At 43.1% G+C, this 3,110-nt stretch carries 2 protein-coding genes; both read left to right on the top strand.

Translation table 11 applies throughout. The features are described 5' to 3' along the window. Positions 1–256: 256 nt before the first annotated feature. Positions 257–2,524, top strand: a complete 2,268-nt coding sequence (locus PSE7429_RS21975; RefSeq protein ID WP_009629585.1) for a DUF1796 family putative cysteine peptidase — start codon at positions 257–259, stop codon at positions 2,522–2,524. Between the two features lie 290 nt (positions 2,525–2,814). After that, positions 2,815–3,078 carry a transposase gene (locus PSE7429_RS24790; protein ID WP_071590192.1) on the top strand — a complete coding sequence of 88 codons (264 nt, stop codon included), beginning with the start codon at positions 2,815–2,817 and terminating at the stop codon, positions 3,076–3,078. Positions 3,079–3,110 lie beyond the last annotated feature (32 nt).

The raw sequence follows: 3,110 nt of genomic DNA on the forward strand, positions 1-3,110 counted from the left end.
GCAAGGCTTTTACTTTTGGGCTTTTAAAATTTGCCAGCTTAACCCGAACTGACGTTAATAGAGGATCCAGAAAAAGGATTGGTGGCGTTTTGCACCATCAATTCTTTTTCTCGTTTTTTCTCGGTATAGCTGTAATTTCTAAAACAGACTTAAAGGACAATAAGTGATAACTTAAAAAATAGATCATACCTAAGGCGGTTGCGCAACCCCCAATAGGCATAAATACTAGCTCCCCCTACTCCGAGAAGATATCTCTATGTACAGATTTCAGGTAAAGGCTTCCACCCAAAATGGAGAAATGATTGGCATAGTTGGCTCGATTCCTCAGTTAGGGTTGTGGAATACCAAAAAATATTTACCTTTACAAACATCGGGCGATCGCTATCCAATTTGGTGGATAGATGTTGCAATTGATGCTTCTAGTTTGCCTGAATCGCAGGAGAAAATTGAATATAAATATGTGCGCATAGATGCTGATGGCAAAGCGCAATGGGAGACTGATGATGGTGCTAATCGCTGGGTTTCCATAGAGCCAGAATACCTTAACTCCAAAACTTCAACCATCATCGTTGATGATACCCCCTTTGGTTTTGTTAATGCCTATCCCTACGGCTATTTTGAAAAAGCGATCGCTCCAGTTCCAGCGCCACTTTCGCCCGATGGATTGAAGGTCTTAGTTATTGGTAGCTCTGTGGCGCTAGGCTGTAGTGCTTGGCTACTCAAGGGCTGGGCAAGTCACCTCGGAAAAGCCCTAAGCGAAAAGTATGGGCATCAAACGATCAACCGATCGCAGTTAGGGGCGAATGTCACTAGTACGATCGAGCGCTTCGCATCGGTAGTTGTACCAGAGAAGCCAGATATCGTAATTATTGCCCTTTCCCTTGGCAACGAGGGGCTAGCCTATTGTCGTCCTCATGATCGCCGTGCCGTCCAGCGTCGCTTTGAGAGCGGACTGTTACAACTCATCAAAATGACCCAAGATTTGGGCGCGATCCCGATGATTGGAGGTCTATACCCCCATGGAGATTACCATCCTGAGCATAACTGGCTATTACGCGATACTCACCATCGAATGCTGGGTTGGTCAGTGCCGATGCTCAATTGGCTTGATGCTTTGGATAATGGCTATGGCGGATGGAAATCTGAAATATATACGGATGTGGCGCACCCCAATACGCTAGGACATCAGATGATGTTTGAGTCCATTAATCTGGATTTGTTTCAGATGAAACGCGATCGCCTCAAGATGATCCAAACCACGACCGATCACAAAAACTTAGAAGAGATCCGCGTTTACAAGGATAAATTTGGTTTCCAAATCCTTGCCTGTCCCGAAGCCCAAACCCTGCGAATTATCAACGGTTCGGCATATCCCTACAACATCACCGCCACTTGGAAAGAATTACAAGAAGCCCTAAAACGCAAAGCAGGATTAACTTTTGGCACATCATACATTTCCAAAAATGATGAACTAGGAGTTTTGCCAATATTAACCGTGGGCTTTAACGGTTCAATTGAAAACACAGTAAACGTTCCGATTGGGGTCGATCTTCAGTATTGCGCCGCCCTCAAGTTTTTCGCGCCTCAAAATGCAGAAATCCTTTACTACGACGGACATCTAGGTATTCTCAAAGAAAGCAATCACACAATTCGCATCATCAACGAATCCTATGAAGAATACAACATCCACCCAATGTGGAAAGAGATTCGGTCGGCGCTAGCGGCGATGCCTGCGGGAGTCTATCACGATCCCGTTCATCCCGACGCACCATTTCGCACCATGATGATCGGCGATCGCGGTTTGGAGAGTAGAGTCAAAGCTCCCGCCAAATCGACGATGCTACTGAAATACAAGTGTAAATTGTCAGAAATCAATCGGATTGCGATTTTACCTTTAGGCGATCGTTGTGCCGCCAGAATGCTTTTGTATAAAATGGAATATGATGGACCAGCATTTCCCTTTGATTTGACCCGTTCCACCAATCTCGGCGATGTGACCGATCTGGTAGTCAATGATTTTAAAGATATGTGGAATCCTGCTTATCTCCATTACAATCCCCAAGAGAGAAGGATTTACCATTCTAAGTGGTCTGGGCTATCCTTCGGGCATGAAATCGAAGATAATGAAGATCCCGTAAATAACATATATCCTATCCACGAGAGAATGCGAGTTCGCTACTCGGCAAGGGCAAGCAGATTTTTATACACTCTCAAACATTGTGATGAAGTACTGTTTATCCGTACTGGTGTCACTAATCGAGACTATGTAATCGACTTAATCGATAAACTGACAATTAAATGTCAAGGTAAGCCTTTCCGCGTTTTGCTCATTTCCAAGCAAGCATCCGATGAGTTCGCGAATATTCCCAATCTACTACATTACGATCTCTATTTCAGTCCCGATGGAATGTATGACAGTCAAGAGTATTGGATGGAATGCACGAAAGCCATGAAGGAAATCCTTGAATCTCTCGGTATATCCAGCCAAAATCTATTCTGGTGTCCGCCCAATCCTGAAGCTTAAACCCAAGCAAAGCTAAACCCTAGGCAGAAAATCGCTTTGCCATTCTCTGCCTAGGGTTTAGCTTTGCTTAGTCATAGTAACGTAAGAGCATGTTTGAGAAGATGAAATATCTAGCAAGACAATCATTCATTCTTTTATTACTTCCATTTTTCCTTTGGGCTTGTCAACCAACTACAAAGGAAGGAATACAATTGCTTAAAACTCACCTTAGTCTAAGAAAGCATTTAAGAAAGCAAGGGGGCACTAAAACAGGTATGAATATTGGTGAAGTCTAGTATCAGTCTGCCAAAATGCGCCAACCCTATAATACCGATTTATCCAATGAAGAGTGGGAAATAATTGCACCAATGTTGCCAAAACCATCAAAATTGGGGAGACCACCAAAAACAAATTTTCGGGAAGTGCTGAATGGGATTTTCTACATAACCAAGAATGGTTGTACATGGGAAAATCTACCCCATGATTTGCCACCATATTCAACGGTCTACTTCTACTTTCAAAGTAAGAATTCAGGTAAGAATAGGAATGAGAGAAATAGAAGAAGGATCAATTAAAGCTTGACGGAAAAAATCAATGACAGTATTTA

The organism is Pseudanabaena biceps PCC 7429 (assembly GCF_000332215.1).
Lineage (GTDB): Bacteria > Cyanobacteriota > Cyanobacteriia > Pseudanabaenales > Pseudanabaenaceae > Pseudanabaena > Pseudanabaena biceps.